We start from the raw sequence: 22,415 nt of genomic DNA, 5'->3' as shown, positions 1-22,415 counted from the left end.
TTGTTTTTTCCCGCCTGATTGTGACAAGGTAGAAGGAGGGGAAACGTCGCTGAGTACGGCTGTTTTCAGAGCTATGTCTCTTTTCCCCCTTATCAACTCCAATCATGGAAGCTGAAAAAATTGTGGTTCGCTTTGACGAACTGAACCTCTCCGAGGAAGTACAACGCGCCATCACCGAGATGGGCTACGAGGAAGCCTCGGCCATTCAGGCTGCTGCTATTCCCGTGCTGCTCGCCGGCAAAGACGTTATCGGCCAGGCCCAGACGGGTACCGGCAAAACCGCTGCCTTCTCCATTCCCGCCATCGATAACATCGATACCGAGAGCAAGGACGTGCAGGTATTGGTGCTCTGCCCCACCCGCGAACTCGCGGTGCAGGTTTCGGGCGAAATCCAGAAACTGGGCAAGTATAAGCGTGGCCTGATGGTAGTTCCCATCTACGGCGGCAGCCCTTACGACCGTCAGCTCCGCGCCCTGGAGCGTGGTGTGCAGATTGTTATCGGCACGCCCGGCCGCATTATGGACCACATCGAGCGTGGCACCCTGAAGCTGGAAAACACCACCAAAATTATTCTGGATGAAGCCGACGAAATGCTCGATATGGGATTCCGCGACGACATCGAGTTCATCCTGAGCAAGATGCCGAAGGAGCGCCAGACGGTGTTCTTCTCGGCCACGATGAGCAAGCCCATCATGGAGCTCACCAAGAAATACCAGCGCGACCCGCAGGTAGTGAAGGTGAACCACCAGACGATGACGGTGACCAACATCGAGCAGAGCTACTACGAGGTGCGCGGCCCCCAGAAAAAGGACGTGCTGAGCCGCTTGCTCGATATGTTCAACCTGAAGTCGACCATCGTTTTCGCCAACACCAAGCGTATGGTGGACGAAATTGTGGCCGACCTGCAAGCCAAAGGCTATTTCGCCGAGGGCCTGCACGGCGACATGGGCCAGCAGCAGCGCCAGAACACGCTGGATAAATTCCGCAAGTCGACCATCGAAGTGCTTGTTGCTACCGACGTAGCTGCCCGCGGTATCGACGTGGACAACGTGGAAGCCGTAGTAAACTACGACCTGCCGGCCGACGAAGAATATTACGTACACCGCATCGGCCGCACGGGCCGCGCTGGCAAGAGTGGCAAAGCCTTCACGTTTGTGAGCGGCCGCGACATTTATAAGCTGCGCGACATCATGCGCTTCACCAAGGCCCAGATTAAACTGGAGCAGGTGCCGTCGTTCGCCGATGTATCGGAGGTGAAAACCACGCTGTTCCTGAACCAGATTAAGGAAATCGTGGAGAAGGGCAACCTGGAGAAATACGTGGGTCGCGTGCAGCGCCTGCTCGACCAGGGTGAGGAAATGACCTCGCTCGACATCGCCGCTGCGCTGCTGAAAATGACCATGAAAGAGGACAAGAGTGCTCAGCAGAGCCTCGACGCCAGCAAGGCCGCCGGCCAAGCGCGCGCCGGTTTCACCCGTCTGTTCGTGACCATGGGCAAGAAAGACCGGATTCATCCCCGCGACATCGTGGACCTGATTTCGGAATCGAGCAACCTGACCGGTGCCAAAGTGGGCGATATCGCCCTCTACGACAAGTTTAGCTTTGTGGAAGTACCGTCGGAATACGCCGATGAGATTGTGAGCAAACTGGGCCGCACCAGCATCCAGGGCACTCCGGTTAGCTTCAGCATCGCCACTCCCGTGCAGGAAGGCGCAGCTAAAGAAGAAGGCTTCAACCGCATGGGCGGTGGTGGTCCCGGCGGCTTCGGCGGCGACCGTGAGCGTCGTCCCTTCAACGGCGGCGAGCGTCGTGAAGGCGGCAGCAGCTACGGCGGCGGCTACAAAGGCGGCAACCGCAGTGGTGGCAGCTTTGGCGGCGGCGAGCGTCGTGAGGGTGGCAGCGGCTACGGCGGTGGCTACAAAGGCAACCGCGACGGTGGCAGCGGCTATGGCAACAAGCCAGCTTACGGCAACCGCGAAGGCGGCACTGGCAAGTCGGGCTACGGTAACCGTCCGAGCTATGGCGACAAGCCCAGCTACGGCAACAAGCCGAGCTACGGCACGCCCCGCGAGTACGACACGCGCCCTGCGCCCCGTGCTCCCCGCAACGAGAGCTTCGACGAATAAGGACCGCAGATTTTAACGGATTTGACGGATAAGAACGGATTCGGTCGGGTTATTATAACCCGGCCGATATTCATCTCCATCAGTCCAGTTAATTGTTGATTATATATTTATTGTTTGTTGGTGATAATTAGCAAAGCTATTTATTGAAGTTAGTGCTATAAAAAAGGCCCCCTCGATTAATCGAGGGGGCCTTTTTTGATTTATCAAGATTATTAGAAACGTTCGAAACAGGTTGTCTGAATCCGTCGAATCCGTAATAATCTACGGTTTCTACTTCGACGAATCGCGCAGGGCTTTGATTTTGTCGTGGCCTTCAACCACGCCCTGGTACTGCTTTTCGATTACCGATTTCAGCGCAGCGGGGAGGCCTTCGGCTTTCAGTGCGGTTTGGTAGGCTTTCTTGGCGTAGTCTTCGCCGCGCTCGCACTCGGCGAGGATGCTGTGACGGTCTTTGCCGGTTACGGCCGATTTCAGGTCAATCCAGGCGCGATGCACGGCACCGGTGATGGAGCCGCTGGCACCTTCGTTGGTGTCGGGCTTGAGGTCCAGCTTGAACATCTGGTCCTCGATTTCATTGAGGTAGCTTGAGCGCTGGGCGGCGAAATGCTTGAACGTGTCCTTTAGGTCGGCGTCTTGCACGTCAACCATGGCTTCGGCGTAGCCTTTCTGGCCGTCTTTGAGGGTTTCAACCAATTCGTTGAGCAGGGCTTGGGTGGCTTTGGCTTCCATGAGGAAAGAGTATTTTGAGGTGAAATATTATGCCTCGTTTACTGCTGAGCCGCGCGGAAGGTTACACTGCCGATGCCAATGGTACGGCCATCGCCCGCCCGGCCAGAAAGCCGGTGGTCCAGGCGGCCTGGAAGTTGAAACCGCCGGTGATGCCGTCGATATCTAGCACCTCGCCGGCGAAATACAGGCCGGGTACGCGCCGGCTCTGCATGTTTTTGAGGTCGACTTCGTCGAGGATGATGCCGCCGCAGGTCACGAATTCCTCTTTGTAAGTGGTTTTGCCGCGCACGGCCAGCGGCATTCGGAGTAATAATTCGAGCAGGCGGTTCTGTGCTTTGGCGGGTAGGTCGCTCCAGCGGGTTTCGGCGGCGATGCCGGCTTGCTCGGCCAGGTTGCGCCAGAGGCGCTGCGGCAGGCCGAATTGCGGGTTGCTTACTACCGTTTTCTTGCCGTTTTCCTGCCGGAATTGTTGCAGCCAGGGGCGCAGGGTTTCTTCGGTAAAGGCTGGTATCCAATTGATAAGCGCAGTGCCTATGTAACCCAGCTCGCTGAGGCGGCGGGCGCCCCAGGCCGAGAGTTTGAGCACGGCCGGGCCGCTCACGCCCCAGTGCGTGACGAGTAGCGGGCCTTCGTATTGCAGCTTTTCGCCGGCCAGCACCACGCGGGCCTGAGGCACGCTCACGCCCATGAGCTCGCTTAAGGGCGAATTGGGTACGTTGAAGGTGAAGAGGGAAGGCACTGGCTCGGCGATGTGGTGGCCGAGGGCGCGCAGCCAGTCATAGTTGGCCGATTTGGGGTTGCCGCCGGTGGCGATGAGCAACTGCGAAACCAGCAACGATGCGCCCAGTTGCGTGCTGCCTGAGCCAGTAATTTTCAGGTTAAAGCCACCTTCGGGCAAGGGCTTGATTTCATCAACACTGGCATTGGTGACGATGCGGACACCGGCCCGCCGGGCAGCTTCTTCCAGCGCCTGGGCAATAGTTTCGCTCGAATCGGTGGTGGGAAACATGCGGCCGTCGGCCTCCGTTTTCAGCGCCACGCCGCGCTTGGCAAACCAGGCAATGGTTTCGGCCACGCCGAATTGCTGAAAGACAGCTTTGAGCTGCTTGCTGCCGCGCGGGTAGTGGGCCACTAACTGGGCGGGGGTGTCGCAGGCATGGGTCACGTTGCAGCGGCCGCCACCCGAAACGCGCACTTTTGCCAGCAATTTGCCGGTTTTTTCCAGTAAAATGACGGAGATGTTGGGGTTGGCTTCGGCGCAGGCAATGGCACCAAAAAAGCCGGCCGCCCCGCCGCCAAGAACGGCCACGAGGGGGGGAGCTACAGCAGATTTCACGGGGCAAAGGTACGGCTGGCTTGTAGCACATGCTTTAGCTTGTGCTCGGCTGGCATTCTACTGGGCACAAGCTAAAGCATATGCTACAAGCAGCGCCTTAGCAGTAGGCCAGTGAAGCCAGCACGTCGTCGTGCTTGAACTGATAAGGCACAATGCTGCGTACCAGACTACTGTCAATGGTTTTGCCGCTCACGCCCTGCTCGTCTTTAAAAGTGGGTGCGGTCAGATTGAGGTATTGGGCGGCGGCGGGGTAGAAATCGCGGCGGCGTGGGTGCTGGTCGGCGCACACGTTCAGAGTGTGGCCCCAGGCTCCGCGCTCGATGATGCAGGACAACACGCCCACCACATCGGTCAGGTGCACAAGGTTTACGGGGGCATTGCCTTGGTCGAGGCCCTGGCGGCCCGCCAGGAAGCGGCCGGGGGCCCGCTCCGGGCCAATGAGGCCGCCCAGGCGCACCACGGTGCTTTTCCATTGGCCGTAGCGTGGCACGAAATGGCCCTCTGCCCGCAGTACGTCCGAGGCCGCATCGCGGGTGCTGATGGCGTCGGTTTCGCGCATGAGGCGCGGCTCGTTCGGATACACGCTGGTCGAGCTCACGAATAGTACGTGCGGGGTGCCAGCAGCGGCCACGGCCCGGTGGATGGGGCGTAGCAAGGTGGGGTAGGCCCCGGCGGCGGCGGCGCGAGGCGGCACGTTCAGCACGAGCACGTCGGCAGCGCTGAGCAGGCGGTGCAGGAGAGCTTCGGCCGGCGCGCCAAAATCAGAACCTAGCCGCAGCAAGTGGCCTTTAATGCCAGCCGCAGCCATCAGAGGCAGGTTTTCGGGGGTGGTGGTGGTGCCCAGCACGGGGTGGCCCGAAGCCGCGAGCTGCCGGGCCAGGGCCATGCCCAGCCAGCCACAGCCCAGCACTAATACGGTAGGGAGCCCCGCTCCCGAAGTCGGGCTCGTGGAGCCCCCGGAAATGGAACTAGTCATGCAATGTCAGTACCTATTAATGCCTTCAAGCTGCGAAGGTGAGAAAAAAATATGAAACACTATATTCGGCATTGAAAATAAATAATCTGGCTTCTGAGCCGCGTTGAGCTAACATTCGCACCAGCAGGCTTGTACCTTCGGGCGGCGGACCACCCCGCTATTCCCACCCTCACCGACTTTTTTTCGAATGAACGCACCCTACACCCAGCCCATGCTGCGCGATAACGCCCTGGCTGGCAAAACCATCATCGTAACTGGCGGCGGCACCGGCCTGGGCCGGGCCATGACCACCTATTTCCTCCAGCTGGGGGCCAATGTCACCATCACCAGTCGCAAGCTGGACGTGCTGGAAAAAACCGCCGACGAACTTCGCCAGCAAACCGGCGGCAAAGTGCTGGCCATTGCCTGCGACGTGCGCAAGTACGACGAAGTGGAGGCCATGCTGGAGCGCACCATCCAGGAATTTGGCGGCGTTGACGTGCTGCTAAACAACGCAGCCGGCAATTTCATCAGCCCCACCGAGCGCCTGAGTCACAAGGCTTTTGATGTGATTGTGGACATCGTGCTGCGCGGTTCCTATAACTGCACGCTGGCCGTGGGCAAGCGTTGGATTGCCGATAAAAAGCCCGGCACTATTCTCAATATCGTGACAACCTATGCCTCCGTTGGCTCGGCTTTCGTGGTGCCCTCGGCCACGGCCAAGGCCGGCGTACTGGCCATGACGCGCTCATTGGCAGTGGAATGGGCCAAGTACGGTATTCGCTCCAACGCCATTGCCCCCGGCCCATTCCCGACGGAAGGGGCTTGGAGCCGCCTTTTCCCCGAGCCCTTGGCTAGTAAGCTCGACCCCGCCGCCAGCGTGCCGCTCAAGCGCGTGGGCCAATACCAGGAACTGGCCAACTTGGCCGCATACTTGGTATCTGATTTCTCGGCCTATGTGAATGGCGAAGTCGTGACCATTGACGGCGGTGAGTGGCTGAACGGGGCCGGCGAGTTCAATAAGCTCGAAATGCTGACGCCTGATATGTGGGATACCATTGAGAAAACCATGCGCCGCTAGACCACGGATTCGCTCGGATTTTTCGGATTCCACGGATTTTGTGGATGTCAATCTACTAATTGATATCATAATGAGTAAAAAAGGCTTGCCAACTGGCAAGCCTTTTTTGTTTTTTCTGCGTCCACAAAATCCGTGGAATCCGAAAAATCCGAGCGAATCCATGGTCTAGAGTTTGTAGTCTTTGTAATCCTTGGTGAATTCCTCCAGCGGAATGGGTTGGTTAGGAATTACATCCAGGAATTCAAATTTTTCAAACAGGCCTTTTTCATCATTCACCTGCACCATGGTGGGGAGGTAGGTCTTGGGGTCGACACAGAGAATAGTGCGGCGACCGTAAGAATTAGGCACTTGCAGCACTTTGCCTTCGGGTATTTTGTCGCCGATAGTCAGACCATTGCGCTCGATTATGCGGAATTCGCCGCAGCCAAAACGCTCGGCAACCGTGCCGATGGTTTCGTTTTTGCCCGCTTTGTAGCTCACGTAGCGGTACTGCGGGTAGTCGGAGCGGAGCACGTAATTGGTGCGGCCCAGCAGGGTGGTATCGCCCACGTAGCGGAACGAACGGCTGTAGGAATTATCCTGGCGCAGGCCGGTGGAGCGTAGCAGGTCTGAAATGGTGCCGAAACCGGCCTGCAACGCCGTGTGGTGCTGGCCGCTGCGCATCAGCTTGCCATTGGGGTCTAGGCTGAGGGTAACGTAGGGGAAAGCCGCTGGGTACACCCAGGCATCGCCGCCGTTCTGGCCAGCCAGCCAGAGCACTTCCACGCCTTTCTGGTTTTTGATGTAAATGCGTAGCGGCTTGTACGTCAGCTTCATGATGCTACGTGCCTGATGGATACTGCCTTCGATGCGCTCCTGGGCTTTCACGGTGCAGCGCAGGAATTTCAGGCCTTCGATGGCCGAGCTCATGCGCGTCGTGAGTTGCTCCGTGGTGATGGGGGGCGGGGGAGCGGGGGCCGTGGCGGCCATTAAAGCCAATATTCCTCCCGGAATAACGAAACGTAGCGTAGTAGAAAATGTAGCGGGAAAAGCAGGCATAAAAGGACAAAATGAGCGACCGACTGCTCCAGAATCAGGGAGCAAAGGCAGCATTAATTGAGGTTGATGTGGGGAAAGCGCGAGGCCGTGCTGTCGAAAATGAACAGCTCATCAATTTCCACGCCACGCAGGAACCGATAGAGCGGAAATTGTTCGACGAGGGCCTGCACTGCGGCGGCGTCATCGCCGTTCATGGTGACCCAGCCCCGGCTCCGGTCGCTGCTGATGGCGTAGGATTCCACGATTTTTTCGTTCAGCAGGCGGTTGATAAAGTCGCGGTGGCGCGGAATAACGGCGATAAACTCCTCGTTGAAGGCATCGGGCAGGCGCAGGGAAACTACGAAAGTCGGCATACGGGCGGAATGGAACGGTAGCTGGAAGCAAGCCGGCTAAACTGGAATCTGGCCAGGCGAAGGCAAACAGCGGCAAATAATCAGTTGTTTGGTCGGCAGAATAACGAAAAAAGCCCCAGCCGGGGCTGAGGCTCCAACATTAAAAGGCAATTTACGAATGCCCCAGTTCGGCTACACTGGGCTGGGCCTGGTCGCCACGGGCAGGCTCGGCGGCAGCATCCGGGCCGGGGCTGCTAACGGCGGCACGTGCACCGGTTTGCTCCCATTCCCGGAATTTGAGGATTTCGCCCTGGAATTTGCCCACAAACCAGCCAATCAGGCTCAAATCGTCGAGGAAGCCAATTACCGGAATAAAATCGGGTACCAAATCGATGGGCGACAACACGTAGAGCAACACCGCCAGGCCCGAAATAACGGTGCTGGTAGAAATGTCCCGGTACTGGCCGCTGATGAAGGCCCGCACCAGCCGTACCAGCGTAAGGGCCACGTCGAACAGCTGCTTGAATTTGTTGTCCTTGCTTTCCTTACTGGCCAGTTTATCAGCCGTTTCGTTCAGGACGGCAACTACTTTGAACGGCTTGCCCAGAAGCTTGGTAGCGCGGCCAATGAATACGTTGAAAAGTGCGTTTTTGGAAATTTTGAGGCCTTTTTCGGCCAGCGGAGACATGGGCATAACAATGCGAGTGAGAGAGTGTTGGGCGGGCTTTACGCGCAACGGCCCCGCGTTGTTCACGCCGGCTTCATCCAAGGCCAGCGGCCCTAGCGTTCGAACAGGGGCGTGGTGCCACCCACCCAATCTTTATTCTTGTTGAAATCGACCCCAATCATCTCGCCCCGGCTCAGGCGGCTCAGGCCGCAGAGGAGCATGGGACGTACCTGGTCAGGATGCCAGATGTAAAGCAGGCGAATCTCGCTTTTAACCAAGCCATCAGGGGACTGTACTACGGGTTCGTACTGCACTTTGCGCTGCAACAGATAATGTTCCTTGTCCTCAATGGCGTCCAAATCGGCGGCCGTGACGTGCAGGCGCACGCCGGCCCCGGCAAAGGAAAACAGAGGCTTGAGCACGTAGTTTTCCAGGTCGGCAGGGTAGGAACTTAGCTCGTGCAGATAGTAGCTGGGCGGTACAAATGGCCCGCTGAGCAACGGGAGCGTGTACTTGCTGACGCGAAAAAACCAGTTGGGGTGACCCACCCAAATCACGTTCACATCATCGGTCAGGTGAAACTCACCGGGCAAATTTGGGTAGCGCTCTAATTCGTCAAAAATAACACGGTTATAAATACGCTTAATTGGAATTTGGCGACCGTTTTTTTCGTAGAACAACTGCCGGCCATTTTTGCGAACTTTGGTGAGACAAACAGCCTCGATTCCCCAGAATTCTTTCGTTAAAACAAAGTCAATGCGAGTCTTTTGTTTCTCGGGATAAATTTCCAGCAGAATAACGTTTTCAGGTGCTTCACCGCCTAGTAAAAAACGCCTCATTTCTTCGCGGTAACCAATTGCATCCGGCGAATTTAGGAATGCGGAAACGGAATCTGAAATAGGGAAATGCCGGCCAAAAATACCTGGTAGCCAAGCTTGAAACGCGTAGAGCGAGGGGAATCCCTGCATCTCAATCAGCTGCGGTTCCAGTTCGCCGGCAGCATTGCGGCACACGGCAAAATCAAACGTTAAAAAATCCGGCCGGCCTTCATTGCCGGGCACGCGCTGATGCGTGGGAATTGCTCCTTCGGTTAATTCCTTGAAATTATCCTGCTGAATAACATCGATAATTGAGTCGCCGGCCGCAATTAATTTATCCCGTAAATCAGCTGGGATAAATACCGGTGTTTCGGCCACCCGAAAGTCTAATTGCCCGGGAAATTGCTGGTCGATGTCGGCCAGCATTTCCTGATATTTCTCGGGCGTGAAAGCGGCGTTGTAGCGGTGGCGGTGCTCAGGAATCATAAGGAAAGGAGCGGCTGAATGCGGGCCGGAATTAAGCGGCCGTGAGCTGGCCCAACTGGGCTAAAGCGCGACGTAAAAAAGTAGGCAGGATGATGGATTCGGTGTATTCAATCGTGTCGGGGTCGGCCAGTAGGCGCACCATTTCGTGGTATTTGGCTTCACCGTAAGTCGTGATTACCTGTTGCTTGCGCTCGTCGGTGAGCATATAGCGTAACATACCTTCGCCATCGGCTTCGGGGTGAAACTGCGTGCCGAATACTTCCGGCGAGAAGCGTATGGCCATTACGGCTCGGGCCAGGGGTATGTGGGGACGCTCTTTTTCCAGACACAGAATTTTAGCTCCCAACTCCTCAATGCGCGGCATATTGAGGTCCGCCAATTGATAATCACGCGAATCGACCACATAGAATGGGTCGGCTAAGCCCCGCAGCGTAGGCTCGGCCGCGCCGGCCGGTGTGAAATGCACCGGCAGCACGCCAAACGAGGTGGATTTGCGCCGGCTAATGGTGCCCACGCCCAAGTGGCGGCTCACTAACTGAAACGAATGGCAAATAAGTAACAGGTGCTTCTTGTTTTCATTTGTCTGATTATGAGCAAGTATTGCATCAATCAGCCGAAAGTACCGAGGTTCCCACAGCTCATCAGAGGGCAGGGGGCTACCGGGGCCGCCGCTCGAAACGTAAATGTCATAATCCAGGCCGGGCAACTCGTTTTCGGCTCGCACATTAAAGGTGTCGACGCGAAATCGGGCACCGTTTTCCTCCGCGCTACGGGCCAGCAGCTGCCGGATGCAGCGCATTCCTTCATTGCGCGCATTATCATACATATCCAGAATCGCAATGCGAATAGCTTTCATAGAGTATTTAATAAATAGGCTGTTGCAGCCAAAAAATAGAAAAAAGCCAAGCCAGAGCCGAGCTTAAAAACAAACAACGCCAACCGGGGGGCTGGCGTTGCGAAAACAAAGATAATTCAGTTACAGACCGAACGTGGTTTCGGCCAGAATGTAGTCGACCACCTTGGTCAGGTCGCCGGTTTCGCGGAAAACCTGTAGCTGGCGGTCGGCCCCGGTGCCCATCTCCATCATTTTCAGCACGTATTCTACTTCGTGGCGGCTGCCGAGGTCGTCCACCACGTCGTCGATGAAATCGAGCAGCTCCAGGATGAGCTTGCGGGTGGGCACTTCCTCCTGAATGCCGAAATCAATCATGTTGCCATCGAGGCCGTAGCGGGCGGCACGCCACTTGTTTTCCTTGATAAGAGCGCTACGGTAGATGCGAAAATTGAGGTTCTGAGCCTTGAGCTTGTAGATTTTGGCCACCAGCGCCTGCATGATGGCGGCCACGGCAATGGTTTCATCGGCGCGCATCATCATGTCGCAGATGCGGTACTCAATGGTGTCGAAGAAGGGGTGCAGGCGCACGTCCCACCAGATTTTTTTGCCGTTGTCGATGCAGCCGGTTTTTACCAGCAGCGCGATAAATTCATCGTAGTCGCTGGCGCTGTGGAAAAAGCCGGGAATACCAGTGCGCGGAAATCGCTCGAACACTTTGGTTCTGAATGATTTGTAGCCAGTTTCGCGGCCTTCCCAAAACGGCGAGTTAGTGCTGAGTGCGAACAAGTGCGGCAGGAAATACCGCAGCGTGTTCATCATGTACACGCCCATTTCCCGGTTTTCGATGCCGACGTGGACGTGCATGCCGAAAACGAGGTTTGAACGAGCGGCCTCCTGCAATTCTTCCACGATTTTATCGTAGCGCACATCGGGCGTGATGGGCTGGTCCTGCCAGCGCGAGAATGGGTGCGTACCAGCCGCCCCGATTTTCAGGCCCTGCCGGTCAGCCAGCTCAATTACCTGGCGGCGCAGGTGCAGTACTTCCGTACGAGCCTCGCCGATGTTCTGGCAAATATTGGTGCCCACCTCCACCACGGCCTCGTGCATTTCGGCCTTCACTTGCTCGTGGAGCGTGATTCTGCCGTTTTCGACGATTTGCGAGAGGTGCGAGCGAAGCTCCCGGGTTTCCGGGTCAATGGTCTGAAATTCTTCCTCGATGCCGAGGGTAAACGTAGGCGTGGCCATGAACGGAGCGACTGAAGAAAGGAAGAAAAAGGCAAGAATAGCCGCGCCCGATGGGGTGGAGCGCGGCTATTTGGTGGACAGGCGATTAAGCCTTTTTAGCAACTGGCTTTTTGGCGGCGGGCGCTTTGGGTGCGGCAGCTTTTTTGGCGGCCGGAGCTTTGGCTACAGGTACTTCGCCGGTGGGCGGCTCGGGCTTGGGGGCGCTGGTGGCTTTCTTGGGCGCGGCTTTTTTGGCGGTGGCCTTGGGGGCACCGGTGGCACCCAAGTCGTTGGTTTCGCTCACGGCGCTGCCTACCTGTACATCGGCTTTGCCAGCGGATTTCTTGGGTGCGGCACCTACTGAGTCCTGCACGAAGCTGCCCCAGGTGAGGTTGGTTTTGCCTGCCTGGTTGGCTTGAGCGCGCTCGATGGCCAGCAGCGCGGCATGTTCTACCACCCACTCAAAGTTCTCAGCACCAACGGAATTCACGTCGGCATCGGGGGCAGGGTTGCCGAAATCGATGGCGATGGGCACCCCGCCGCGCACGGCAAATTCTACCGTGTTGAAGTCGTAGCCCAAGCCCTGGCACAGGCGCAGGGTGTAGTCCTTGATGGTGTCGAGCAGCTTCTGACCAGCCTCACCTTCGGTTTTCATGGTCGTCTGGTAACGCTCGTGGGGAGCGTTGCGGGGCTCGTAAGGCATGATGAGCACGTGCTTGCCGCCCAGGCAGTAGCAGCGGAAGTAGTCGTCGAACTCAATGGCTTCCTGGTACAGCATCACCAGCTGGCCGGTTTCGTCGTAGGCGCGCCAGGCTTCTTCGGGGTTGTCTACTTTATACACGCTCTTCCAGCCGCCACCGGAGTGGGGCTTCATAAAGGCCGGAAAGCCAATGCGTTCGAACGCCCGCTCCCAGTTGAACATGGTCAGGTTGCGGAAGGAGTTTTCGGTGGTGTCGTCGGGGCGGGCCTTGCTGGGCAGTAGCAGCGTTTTGGGCACCGGCACGCCTAACTGTACGGCCAGGGCGTTGTTGAAAAACTTTTCGTCGGCGCTCCACCAGAAGGCGTTGTTGATAACGGCGGTGCCGGTCAGGGCCGCATTTTTCAGGTAGGCGCGGTAAAATGGAACGTCCTGCGAAATCCGGTCGATGATGACATCGTAGCCGCAGGGCACAGCCTGTTCAACTTGCTCAATCTTAACAAATTCAGCCGTGATGCCGTCCACGGCTTTCTCGTTTACACGGTCGACGAAGGCTTGCGGGAAGGTATTTTCCTGTCCGAAGAGGATGCCAATTTTTTTCATAGGTTGGGGTGTTTGGTTCGTTTTCTGGGGTGAAGAATTGGGGAAGCGAACGGAGGTGCTTAGCCGATGGTGGCCAGGTATTGGGGGAACATCTCGCGCCATACAGGCCAGTCGTGGTTGCCGAATGGCTTCACGTCCAGCGTATAGTGAATGCCTTTTTCGCTGAGCAGGCGCGCCATCTGGAAATTGGCTTCTTTGCAGAAGTCATGCTCGGCGGTGCCCAAGATGATGTTCATCCACTGGAAATGCTCGTTGTACGCGCCGGGCAGGTATTCGGGCGGGTTGTTGAAATACACGTTGTCGTCGTGGTAGCCGTCTACGAACTGGCGAATGTCGAAGGCCGCGCCCATCGTAAATAAATGTGCCACCTGGTCGGGGTGGCGGAAGGCAAAATTGAGCGCGTGGAAGCCGCCGAAGCTGCATCCCGCCACCGCAATTTTATCAACGTGGCACTCCTGCTGGAGCATTGGCACGAGCTCCTCGCTCAGAAACTGGTCGTAGAAAACGTGGTTCTGCACCCGGATGCGAGGCTCCAGGTGCTTGGCGTACCAGGAATGCTGGTCGACGCTGTCGATGCAGTAAAGCTTGACCCGGCCGGCTTCTACGAGCGGGCGCGCCGCCTCGATGAGCTTGAAGTCGCGGGCCTCGTATTCGCGGCCGCCGGACGTGGGAAAGATGACCACCGGGTAGCCCCAGGTGCCAAAAACCAGCATATCAATATCCTGGCCGAGGTGGTGCGAGTAAAAGCGACGATGTTGTTCCTGCACGGGGTGGGGGGAAGGGTGGCGAAGAAATATTTGAGGAGCGGTGCGGCAAACTAGTGAAGAAATCATGGACCGGCTGCATTTATCCGGTTTTTCTTTGATTAAGAAGCGCATTCCGACCGGGCGGCGTTACTTTGTTTGATGCTTGCAGACCCCACCAGCCCCTTAATATCATCCGTTGGCACCCGCCTTTGCCGGGAAGTGTTACCGTCCAGCTTTTTGGCGCGCGAGGTGGAACTAAGCATTCTGCTGCCCCCGGCGAGCCTGCCTACGGCCGCCTCCTATCCAGTGTTATATCTCAACGATGGGCAGGATTTTGAGCGGCTGCACCTGCAAGCCACGCTCGATGTGCTGTATGCCGGGGGAACGGTGCAGCCTTTTATAGTAGTAGGAATGCACGCCAACGAGCTGCGGGTGCAGGAATACGGTACGGCCGGCCACCCCGATTTCAACGGCCGGGGCAGTTTGGCCGGGGCGTATGCGCAGTTCGTGCTGGAGGAGCTATTGCCCTTTGTGCAAGAGAATCACCAGGCTTCTTCTAACCCGGCTGAGGCGGTGATGGCGGGCTTTTCGCTCGGCGGCCTGTCGGCGTTTGATTTGGTGTGGCACCACCCGGAGGCGTTTGCGCGGGCCGGGGTATTTTCGGGCTCGTTCTGGTGGCGGCAGCGGGCGGTGGGGGCCGGCTACACGCCCGCCGACCGCATCATGCACGGGCTGGTGCGGGCCGGTAGCCTGCATCCCAGCCACCGTTTCTGGTTGCAGGTGGGCACGCTCGACGAGCGCGGCGACCGCAACGAAAATGGCGTTATCGATTCTGTCGAAGACTGTCTGGATTTAATTGAGGAATTGATTTCCTGTGGTTTAAATACGCAAAATGCCCTGCGCTACGTGCAGGTAGAAGGCGGCCACCACCACCCCGATACCTGGGGCCGGGTGATGTCTGATTTTCTGATTTGGGCATTTGGCAAGGCAGAAGGTTCGGCTGCGCTCCCCGCCCCGCTGCCGGTGGTACGCCTGCAACTCGACCCGCATCTGGCCCCCGCTATTTTGCCGCCTTCGGCCCCGCCAGTCGCGCCGCCCGTCACCCCGCTGGTGCTGCCGACTTCCGAAAATGCCGTTGGGCAACCATTGCCGGCTGCATTAGTCCTTGCTACTCATTCAATTCCCACTCCCATGTCCCTGACCCGCCCTGCCGATGGCGACTTCCTGCCGTATGCCGCCGGCTATATCAACCTCGTGCCAACCGATGCCGACCCGCGCGAGGTGCTGCGCTCCCAACCCGCCGAAATTCACGCCGTTTTTGCTGGCCTAAGCGAAGAGCAGGCCGAAAAAGCCTACGCTCCCGGCAAGTGGAACCTGAAGGAAATGCTGCTGCATCAAATTGATTCTGAGCGGGTATTTGCCTACCGCGCCATGCGCTTCGCCCGCAATGATGGACAGAACCTGCCCGGTTTCGAGCAGGACGACTACGTAACGTACAGCGGGGCCAACGCCCGTTCTATTGCCAGCTTGCTGGCCGAGTACGATGCCACCCGCGCTGCTACCGTAGCCTTATTCGACTCCTTCACCGAGGAGCAACTGGACCGGCGGGGCACGGCTAACGGCGGCCCCGCTACGGTGCGGGCGTTGCTCTACATCGTGCCCGGCCACGAGCGGCACCACCTCAACATCATCCGCGAGCGGTATTTGCCCATTTTGTAGGGGATTTTCGGTAAAGTTTCTACCTTCGCCCAACTACAACACGCCGGCCCGGCCGTGCGTTGAAAGCCCCGAAACCCATTCCCTCACCTAAACTTCTTTTCAATCATGGCCAAAGCGCAGGATGCCCGCAAAGAGAAAAAGAAAGAACCCGTAAAAACCACCAAAGAAAAAAAGGCGGAAAAAGAAGAGAAGAAAGTAGCCCGCGCCCGCAAGCAGGAATAGACCACGGATTGGCTCGGATTTTTCGGATTCCACGGATTTTGTGGACGATTCATCTAGGTTACTCAATGAAAAAGGCCACTCAGTTGAGTGGCCTTTTCATTGAGTGCGGTTTGAATAATTCGTGACTTCTACAAAATCCGTGGAATCCGAAAAATCCGAGCGAAACGAAGTTCGGCGTAGCCAATCCGTGGTCAGGCAGTGTAGTACGGTTCCTTTTCCTTGTCATGGTGGCGGATGTAGCCGTGCAGCACCAGCTTTATCAGGGTTTGGTAGGCGCGGCGCTTGCCGAAATTTACCAGCTTCATGAACTGGGCCAGGGTGATGCGGGGGTGGGTTTTCAGGTAGTCGATAACGGCAAGTTCCTGCTTGTTGAGGGGGATTTGCTCGAATTGAGACTCAGGCTGCTGGCGTTCCAACAGCTTCTCGGTGAGGCCGCTGGTTTGCACGCTGGCATCGCGCACGCGCACGTAGCCGCGCCAGTCGTTGGGCGCTACCTGGGCTCGGTGGGGCTTGCGGGGGCTTTCGGGCACGGTCACGATGAGGACAGTGCGGCCATCTTCCTCCACTTCGTGGAAGTGCAGGCCGGCTAGGGGCGGGGCAATGTAGTGCGCGGCAGCATCGCGCAGCACAAATAATTCTTCCTCGGCATCGCGCACGCCCAGGATGCGGCCGGCATCATCGACACCTACCAGTACCTGCCCGCCGCGCGTGTTGGCCAGCGAAACCAGGGTGCGCGAAATGCGGTGCGGGTGGGTAGTTTTCTGCTTGAATTCCAGCGCCTCACCCTCGCCCCTTGCTATCAACTCGTGTAAGTCCATGGAATATTATACGCAAATCGGACATAAAAAATGCCGCTCCCGGGTACCGGAGGCGGCATTTTCATAAGCGTTATCAAGTAGCTGAGCTACCGGAGCAAACGGCTGGCCTTAGAAGGGCAGGTCGTTGTCGTCGTCGCTGGCGATGGGTGCAGCAGAAGGCTGGGCGCGCAGCGTGGGGTTCTGGTTTTGGGCAGCGGGGCGGGGAGCCGCTTGCTGCTGGCCACCGCCGCCACCGTAGTTGGCAGCACCGGCAGGCTCGATTTTCCAGGCTTCCAGGTTGGTGAAGTACAGCATCTGGCCGTTTTTGTTAAAGCCACGGCCGCGCAGGTTGAAGGTCACCTTCACTTCGTCGCCCATTTTGAAAGGGTCGATGAGGCTGGTTTTGTCCTGAACCATCTGAAACTTAATATGCTCGGGATACTGGCCGTCCTGGACTTCCAGCACGAACTCGCGCTTGCGAAACTTTTCGCTTACCTGCTGTTCGTCAAATATTTCGTGCAGCCGGCCGGTTACGTCGTATGCCATAAAAATGGGGTGTTTTTGGATTTGTAGACTTGAACATCAAACCTACGAAAAAAAACGCAAGCGGCCCCGCTGCCGTTCCCTCCGGCTACCTTTGCGGGCGCATTTCTCCCGACTTTTTTACTCCTTATATATATGTTCGCCCTTGCCATCCACGGCGGTGCCGGCACCATTGCCCGCGCTTCGCTTTCTCCCGCCGATGAACAGCTCTACCGCGCTGCCCTCGAAGCGGCCCTCAGCACTGGCTACGATATGCTGCGCGACGGGGCCGCCGCCCTCGACGCCGTGGAAGCCGCCGTGCGCAGCCTCGAAGACTGCCCGCTGTTCAATGCCGGGCGCGGGGCCGTGTTTACCCACGACGGCCACCACGAAATGGACGCCGCCCTCATGAGCGGCCACAACAAACTGGCTGGGGCGGTAGCCGGCGTGCGGCAGGTGCAAAATCCAATCCGGGCCGCCCGCCTGGTAATGGAGTATACCGAGCATGTTTTGCTGGCTTACCCCGGAGCCGATGAGCTGGCCCGCGAACACGGCCTGCCATTGCAACCAGAGGAATATTTCTTCACCCAAAAGCGTTTCGACCAGCTCCAGGATGCCATTGCTTCGGGCAAAATGCAGCTCGACCACGCTGCCGACCCGAACTGGAAAAAAGGCACCGTGGGGGCCGTGGCCCGCGACCAGCACGGCCACCTGGCCGCCGCCACCAGCACCGGCGGCATGACCAACAAGCGTTACTCCCGCATCGGCGACACGCCGCTCATCGGGACTGGCACTTGGGCCGATGCGCGTTGCGCCATCAGCTGCACGGGCAATGGGGAGTATTTTATCCGGGCGGTGGCGGCTTACGACGTGGCTTGTTTGATGGAATACAAGGGGTTATCACTGGAGGAAGCGGCCCGCATTGTGGTGCAGGACAAACTGGCACCGGTGGGCGGTGAAGGCGGTCTGATTGCCGTGGACGCGGCCGGGAACGTCACGCTGCCGTTTAATTCGGAAGGTATGTACCGCGCCAGCCGGGTTGAAGGAGGGGAGGCCGCGGTGGCTATCTATAAGGAGTAGCCGAACGACTATAGGCAAAAATCAGAACGTCATGCTGAGCGCAGCCGAAGCATCTCCATCGCAGTGGTAATCCAATCAACAGGATTTACTTGCACGGTAGAGATGCTTCGGCTGCGCTCAGCATGACGTTTTCTTTGTAATGCGCCGGTTACGATTACCAACTATAATGCACCATCGGCTTGATTTTTTCATCGTAAATCTCCCGCACGGCCTGCATTTGCTCCGCCGATAAGGCGGGAAGCTCGGCGGCTTGCAGATTCGAGAGAATCTGCTCGGGGCGGGAAGCGCCGGGGATGACGCAGCTTACTTCGTCGAACATCAGAATCCAGCGCAGGGCCTGGGCGGCGAGGGGCGTTTGAGGCCCGAAAACGTGTTTTAATTCTTCCACGGCGGCGAGGCCGGTTTCGTAATCCACGCCGGAGAAGGTTTCGCCTTTGTCGAAGGCTTCGCCATGACGGTTGAAATTGCGGTGGTCGTCGGCTGAGAAATGGGTTTGCGGGGAGAACTTGCCGGTGAGTAGGCCGCTGGCCAGCGGTACCCGCACAATCAGGCCGATATTGCGCCGGGCGGCTTCTTTGAACAGCAGCTCCGGCGGGCGCTGGCGGAACATATTAAAAATCAGCTGGACCGTCGTCACGTTGGGGAATTCGATGGCTTTAAGGCCTTCCTCCACTTTCTCGATGCTCACGCCGAGGTGTTGGATTTTGCCTTCTTCACGCAGGCGGTCAAACTCCCCGAAAATCTCCGGGCGGTAGTAGACCTCGGTGGGTGGGCAGTGTAGCTGAATTAAATCGATGGTTTCCAGTTGCATATTGCGCAGGCTGTCTTCCACAAACTGGCGGAGCACGGCGGGCTGGTAGGCCTCGGCCGTGTGGGGCTGGAGGCGGCGGCCGCATTTCGTGGCCACGAAAAGGCGCTCGGAGCGGGAGCGCACCAGCCGGCCCACGGCTTTTTCGCTCTCGCCGTCGCCGTACACATCGGCGGTATCAATGAAATTGATGCCGGCATCCACGGCGGTATTCAGGATTTTATCGGCGTTGGCGTGGCTGAACGGGTCGCCCCACTTGCCGCCAACTTGCCAGGTGCCAAGGCTGATTTCTGAAACTGAAAATCCGGTTCTGCCGAGCTTGCGGTAGTTCATATGGATGAAGTTTGATGGTGAAAGCGGCGAAAACAGGCCATTACGCCCGCGCTGCGGAGTGCTGCTTGCTGAGTAGCGTACGGCAAAATGGCTGCGATGGAAAGAAAAAGCCCGCTCATTTACGCAATGAGCGGGCTTTTTCTGGCAAAATCCGGCAGGCTTTACCCAATGGGCGTAATATCAATGGCCACGCTTGGGGTGGCAACGGGGGCCAGAACGTCTTTGCTGGGGTAGAATTTCCGCTCGCGCATGTCGTACACGTTGCCTTTGGCCAGGACGTGCATGGTTACGTTTTCGATGGAAAGCACCGTGCCTTTTTTTGCGGCGGCGGCGTTATTGTGCTGGATGTTGTGGCCGTCGAGGATGATAACCAGGTTAGAGCCAATGGTTTCGACCAGGTTGCCCTCGGTGATGAGTACGCCGGTGTCCTCGCCCAGGCCAATGCCGATGAGCTTGGGGTGCAGCGCCACCGATTCGATGAGCCGGCCGAAGCGGCCACGCTTCACGAAGTGCGAGTCGATGATGGCGGCGGGTAGCAGGCTCAGGCCGATGCCCATTTTCACGGCTCCTTTTAACAAGGCATCGGGCACCGAGCCGCCGCGAATCATGTAGTGCGACATGGCCATGGCCCCGGCGCTGGTGCCGGCAATTACGAAATTCGGCTCGGCGTAGTACCGCTGAATCATGCGGTCGAGGAAATCGGTTTCGCCGAACATCTCGCGCAGGCGCGACTGGTTGCCGCCCGAAAACATGACCACATCGGCGGCCAGCAGGCGCTCTAAGTACTCGGGCTGGCGGGCATCCTCGGGCGTGCGGATGTCCATAATGCCCACGTTCAGGCAGTTGAGCATGGCGAAGGAGCCGGTGTAAATCGGCCCAACTTCCTCTGGAATCATAGAAGCGGTGGTCACGACTTCGATGCGCGGGTCGGTTTTGCCGGTTTCGAGCACGATGCGCTTCAGGATGCCCAACTCGAAAAAGTTGAGGTAATACTTGCGGCGGGTCCGGGGGTTGGGGTACGTGCCCTTGTCCTCGTTGCCGCCCACGGCGATGAGCTTGCCGAGCGGAATGATGGTTTTCAACGGATGGCGGATGTTACGGAGTGATGCAAAAACGAAATGGCCAGACGGTAGCCGGGCCGTAGCCCGTGGCAAAGTTCGGGCCGGATGGGGATTAATGACGCTCGGCCCGGGTGGCAAGTAGGGCATCGAGCGTGCCGGTGGTCACGGAGTGATAGTTGCGCCGGGCTTCGGTGTAGATGGCGTGGGCCCGCGCCGGGCCATCGGGCGTGGCCAGCAGGGCCTGGTAGAGCGGCACCACAAATTTGCGACGGCCCACGTGATGCAGAAATTTTTTCACGGCTTCGTCGGCCGCCGCGTAGCCGGCCCGCAGCGTGTGCGGAAACCAGGCGGCCAGAATTTCGGCATTGCCGGAAGTAGTGAAGTGGAAGGCCGCGTCCAGCGCCGCCAGCTGCTCGGCCGTCAGGGTCGGGGAGAGGCGGTGCAGAAAATGGACCCACTCGTGGCTGCTCCATTCGGTGGTGGCCGTCCGGAGGGCCGTTGGTGCGGTGCCTGCCTCCAGGTTGGCCAATGCCTGGTCGACCTTGGCAAATCGGTCGGATGTTGGCGTTGGCGCGTTGGGTGGGAGGCCGGGGCCATCGACCCAGGCGGCCAGGTTCAACTTGGCTTCGAGGCCGGGCTCTTTGTCCAGCAGCTCGGCGCGGAGGTAGTGTAGGAAGGTGGCGGTGTCCATCGCCTGAAAGCTGAAGCGGGCGAAATACTCCTTAATAAAGGTGTCGAGCCGGGGCCGGCCAATGAGTGACTCCAGCGTCAGGAGCAGGGCGCAGCCTTTCTCGTAGGCAATTTCGGTGAGGCCTTCGTCGGGGTCGCGGCCGGCCAGGGCCAGGTGCAGATGGGTATCGGGACTGGCCGCCCCAATTTCTTCAATGGTATGATGCAGCGCGGCCCGGCCCAGTACTTGGAGCATATCGGCGTATTCGCGGCCATACAAATGTTCCATGATGCGGCGCTCGAAATACACCGTAAATCCTTCGTTCAACCAGAAATCATTCCACGTTGCATTTGTAACCAGGTTGCCCGACCACGAGTGAGCCAGCTCATGGGCCACCAAACTGGTCAGGCTGCGGTCGCCCGCAAGGATGGTTGGTGTTACAAATGTTAATCTAGGGTTTTCCATTCCGCCGAAAGGGAAGGAGGGAGGCAGCACCAGCAAATCGTAGCGCTCCCAGCGATAAGGACCGTACAGTTGCTCGGCGGCGACCACCATGTTTTCGAGGTCGACAAACTCGTGGGTTGCTACCGGCAGCGTGGCCGGCTCGGCGTAGATGCCGGTGCGTCCGCTGAGCGGGGCAAAGGCCAGGTCGCCCACCGCCAGCGCCATGAGGTAGGCCGGAATAGGCTGCGCCATGCGGAAGTGGTACTCGCCGGTGGGGCTTAGCTTCTGCGGGTTCTCGGCGCTCATCAGGGCCAGCAGGTGGGCGGGCACGCGCACCGTGGCCTCGTAGGTGAAGCGGATGCCCGGCGAGTCCTGGCACGGCAGCCAGGTGCGCGCCAGAATGGCCTGCGACTGCGTGAAGAGGAACGGCTCGGTGCCGGCCGTCTGCTCCGCCTTCAGCCACTGCAAAGCTGCCGCCTGCGGGGCCGTGCGGTAGCGGATGCGGACGGCCGTGGTCGCGGGCATCAGCGTCACGCGCAGGGCCTGGCCCAAAATGGCATCGGGCGAACCTAGGATGAAATCAGTGGTCGTGGCCAAGCCTGTGGCATCGAGCGCCTCCACGGCTTCGATGGTGAGGTCGCGGGTGTCGAGCACGAAATCGGCCGCCGCCCCGGGATTGGCGAGGTGCCAAGTAGCGGTGCCAGCCAGGGTATGCTGGTCGAAGTCGACCGTCAGGGCCAGGGCGAGGTGCTGCACCCGCACCGGACTGCTACCGGCGTGGCTATGCGGGTCGGTGGGGAGGACGGTGGGGGTCAAGTCGGATGAGAGAGGGGCCATGCGGGAAATGGAGAAGAGATAGTCGGAAAAGCCGGGACGGAAATCGATGACCGTGCTAGCCAGTACTTCGCTAAACGCCGGCCCGAAATAACAACCAGGCTGGTGGATTGGGCTCAAAAGAAGACGTCGGTTGCCAGATAAGGGCTGCCGGAAGCCAGCTACGCCCGGCAAATAAGGCTATTCGGGCCGCCCCGCCCCTCGGAACGGTACTTTTTGCCCGGAATTGGCACGATTACCGCCTTATGGCAA

19 protein-coding genes and 1 pseudogene are annotated in these 22,415 nt (G+C 58.3%); 4 read left to right on the top strand and 16 right to left on the bottom strand.

Features of this window, described 5'->3' with window-relative positions:
- Positions 1-104: 104 nt before the first annotated feature.
- The gene (locus ACYU70_RS04675; protein ID WP_342296360.1) at positions 105-2,126 is read left to right on the top strand and encodes a DEAD/DEAH box helicase; all 2,022 of its coding nucleotides are present in this window, start codon (positions 105-107) and stop codon (positions 2,124-2,126) included.
- Between the two features lie 270 nt (positions 2,127-2,396).
- Here the strand turns inward: ACYU70_RS04675 and ACYU70_RS04670 are convergent, their stop codons facing one another.
- The 3 genes from ACYU70_RS04670 to ACYU70_RS04660 form a co-directional block, all read right to left on the bottom strand.
- Positions 2,397-2,855, bottom strand: a complete 459-nt coding sequence (locus ACYU70_RS04670; RefSeq protein WP_342296359.1) for a PA2169 family four-helix-bundle protein — start codon at positions 2,853-2,855, stop codon at positions 2,397-2,399.
- 61 nt (positions 2,856-2,916) lie between these two features.
- Positions 2,917-4,191 carry a BaiN/RdsA family NAD(P)/FAD-dependent oxidoreductase gene (locus ACYU70_RS04665; RefSeq protein ID WP_342296358.1) on the bottom strand — a complete coding sequence of 425 codons (1,275 nt, stop codon included), beginning with the start codon at positions 4,189-4,191 and terminating at the stop codon, positions 2,917-2,919.
- Between the two features lie 97 nt (positions 4,192-4,288).
- Complete coding sequence (locus ACYU70_RS04660) at positions 4,289-5,167, bottom strand: Rossmann-fold NAD(P)-binding domain-containing protein (protein ID WP_342296357.1); 879 nt, start codon at positions 5,165-5,167, stop codon at positions 4,289-4,291.
- Positions 5,168-5,354: 187 nt separating this feature from the next.
- Between ACYU70_RS04660 and ACYU70_RS04655 the strand changes: the two genes are divergently transcribed.
- Positions 5,355-6,227: an SDR family oxidoreductase gene (locus ACYU70_RS04655; protein ID WP_342296356.1), complete on the top strand. Its 873-nt coding sequence runs from the start codon at positions 5,355-5,357 to the stop codon at positions 6,225-6,227.
- 165 nt (positions 6,228-6,392) lie between these two features.
- Here ACYU70_RS04655 and ACYU70_RS04650 read toward each other — a convergent pair whose 3' ends face one another.
- From ACYU70_RS04650 to ACYU70_RS04615, 8 genes and pseudogenes are all read right to left on the bottom strand, one after another.
- Positions 6,393-7,265 (bottom strand): DUF1571 domain-containing protein, encoded by an 873-nt coding sequence (locus ACYU70_RS04650; RefSeq protein ID WP_342296355.1) that lies wholly within the window; start codon positions 7,263-7,265, stop codon positions 6,393-6,395.
- Positions 7,266-7,318: 53 nt separating this feature from the next.
- Positions 7,319-7,618, bottom strand: a complete 300-nt coding sequence (locus tag ACYU70_RS04645; protein ID WP_342296354.1) for a YciI family protein — start codon at positions 7,616-7,618, stop codon at positions 7,319-7,321.
- Between the two features lie 313 nt (positions 7,619-7,931).
- Positions 7,932-8,054, bottom strand: a pseudogene (locus tag ACYU70_RS04640) (YkvA family protein); the annotation flags it as partial.
- Between the two features lie 323 nt (positions 8,055-8,377).
- Positions 8,378-9,568 carry a hypothetical protein gene (locus tag ACYU70_RS04635; protein ID WP_342296353.1) on the bottom strand — a complete coding sequence of 397 codons (1,191 nt, stop codon included), beginning with the start codon at positions 9,566-9,568 and terminating at the stop codon, positions 8,378-8,380.
- Positions 9,569-9,599: 31 nt separating this feature from the next.
- Positions 9,600-10,424 (bottom strand): type 1 glutamine amidotransferase, encoded by an 825-nt coding sequence (locus ACYU70_RS04630; RefSeq protein ID WP_342296352.1) that lies wholly within the window; start codon positions 10,422-10,424, stop codon positions 9,600-9,602.
- Between the two features lie 120 nt (positions 10,425-10,544).
- Complete coding sequence (locus ACYU70_RS04625) at positions 10,545-11,648, bottom strand: carboxylate-amine ligase (protein ID WP_342296351.1); 1,104 nt, start codon at positions 11,646-11,648, stop codon at positions 10,545-10,547.
- An 85-nt stretch (positions 11,649-11,733) separates the two neighbouring features.
- Positions 11,734-12,927, bottom strand: a complete 1,194-nt coding sequence (locus ACYU70_RS04620) for an ATP-grasp domain-containing protein (RefSeq protein WP_342296350.1) — start codon at positions 12,925-12,927, stop codon at positions 11,734-11,736.
- Positions 12,928-12,986: 59 nt separating this feature from the next.
- Positions 12,987-13,694: an esterase family protein gene (locus ACYU70_RS04615; RefSeq protein ID WP_342296349.1), complete on the bottom strand. Its 708-nt coding sequence runs from the start codon at positions 13,692-13,694 to the stop codon at positions 12,987-12,989.
- Positions 13,695-13,832: 138 nt separating this feature from the next.
- Here ACYU70_RS04615 and ACYU70_RS04610 point away from each other — a divergent pair, with 138 nt between their 5' ends.
- Positions 13,833-15,392 carry an alpha/beta hydrolase-fold protein gene (locus ACYU70_RS04610; RefSeq protein WP_342296348.1) on the top strand — a complete coding sequence of 520 codons (1,560 nt, stop codon included), beginning with the start codon at positions 13,833-13,835 and terminating at the stop codon, positions 15,390-15,392.
- Positions 15,393-15,805: 413 nt separating this feature from the next.
- On the opposite strand, the gene ACYU70_RS04605 is transcribed toward ACYU70_RS04610, so the two are convergent.
- On the bottom strand, positions 15,806-16,432 hold the full coding sequence (locus ACYU70_RS04605) for an AlbA family DNA-binding domain-containing protein (RefSeq protein WP_342296347.1): 627 nt from the start codon (positions 16,430-16,432) through the stop codon (positions 15,806-15,808).
- 108 nt (positions 16,433-16,540) lie between these two features.
- Positions 16,541-16,957, bottom strand: a complete 417-nt coding sequence (locus tag ACYU70_RS04600; protein ID WP_342296346.1) for a DUF3127 domain-containing protein — start codon at positions 16,955-16,957, stop codon at positions 16,541-16,543.
- Positions 16,958-17,089: 132 nt separating this feature from the next.
- Here ACYU70_RS04600 and ACYU70_RS04595 point away from each other — a divergent pair, with 132 nt between their 5' ends.
- Complete coding sequence (locus tag ACYU70_RS04595; RefSeq protein WP_342296345.1) at positions 17,090-18,013, top strand: isoaspartyl peptidase/L-asparaginase family protein; 924 nt, start codon at positions 17,090-17,092, stop codon at positions 18,011-18,013.
- 154 nt (positions 18,014-18,167) lie between these two features.
- On the opposite strand, the gene ACYU70_RS04590 is transcribed toward ACYU70_RS04595, so the two are convergent.
- The 3 genes from ACYU70_RS04590 to ACYU70_RS04580 all read right to left on the bottom strand — a co-directional run bounded on the left by ACYU70_RS04590 (position 18,168) and on the right by ACYU70_RS04580 (position 22,166).
- Positions 18,168-19,154 carry an aldo/keto reductase gene (locus tag ACYU70_RS04590; RefSeq protein WP_342296344.1) on the bottom strand — a complete coding sequence of 329 codons (987 nt, stop codon included), beginning with the start codon at positions 19,152-19,154 and terminating at the stop codon, positions 18,168-18,170.
- Between the two features lie 161 nt (positions 19,155-19,315).
- A complete protein-coding gene (locus tag ACYU70_RS04585) occupies positions 19,316-20,236 on the bottom strand; it encodes a cyanophycinase (protein ID WP_342296343.1) in 921 nt (306 codons plus the stop codon).
- A 91-nt stretch (positions 20,237-20,327) separates the two neighbouring features.
- The gene (locus tag ACYU70_RS04580) at positions 20,328-22,166 is read right to left on the bottom strand and encodes a M1 family metallopeptidase (RefSeq protein WP_342296342.1); all 1,839 of its coding nucleotides are present in this window, start codon (positions 22,164-22,166) and stop codon (positions 20,328-20,330) included.
- Positions 22,167-22,415 lie beyond the last annotated feature (249 nt).

This window comes from Hymenobacter segetis (assembly GCF_054776495.1).
The sequence above is the reverse complement of the archived record's forward strand: the minus strand, read 5'-3'. Positions and strand labels throughout refer to the sequence as shown.